At 69.2% G+C, this 530-nt stretch carries 1 protein-coding gene; it reads left to right on the top strand.

Annotation, left to right across the window (positions count from 1 at the left end; translation table 11 throughout):
- Positions 1 to 306 precede the first annotated feature (306 nt).
- The coding region (locus A7X97_RS20585; RefSeq protein ID WP_484360010.1) for a thiolase family protein at positions 307 to 530 on the top strand (224 nt) is incomplete at its 3' end.

Genomic DNA, 530 nt, shown 5'->3' with positions numbered 1-530 from the left:
GCGTCGGGGTGGTCGGGGGTGGATCGATGCGGACATTGCCGCCGCCTCCGCCGCCACCACATGCCGTCAATGCCATCGCCAGCGCCGACGCCAGCGCCGACCTCACCATCATCGTGCGTTCCATCGATTCCTTCCCATGAACGTTGGCCTGCCCACATCCCGGCAGGCGTGCGGTGCCGCCCAGCGGCGGCCCTCCCCGACCCTCTATACTTGGGTCGACCCCCACGCAGTCTGCCGGGAAATCGCGGCGCTTCCAACGTCTTCGGTCTCCTTTCCGAACATTGCTTACGCATCAACGAGATTGCCATGTCCAACATCGTCATCGCCGCCGCCAAGCGCACCGCCATCGGCTCCTTCCTCGGCCAGTTCAACGGCGTGCCGACCCCGACCCTCGGCGCGGCCGCCATCGCGGCCGCCCTGGAACAGTCGGGCGTGCCGGCCAGCGACGTCTCTGAAGTCCTCATGGGCTGCGTGCTGCCGGCCAACCTCGGCCAGGCGCCCGCCCGCCAGGCGGCGATCGCCGCCGGCAT

Origin of the sequence: Stenotrophomonas sepilia, assembly GCF_003244875.1 — a bacterium.
Classification (GTDB): domain Bacteria; phylum Pseudomonadota; class Gammaproteobacteria; order Xanthomonadales; family Xanthomonadaceae; genus Stenotrophomonas; species Stenotrophomonas sepilia.
The sequence above is the reverse complement of the archived record's forward strand: the minus strand, read 5'-3'. Positions and strand labels throughout refer to the sequence as shown.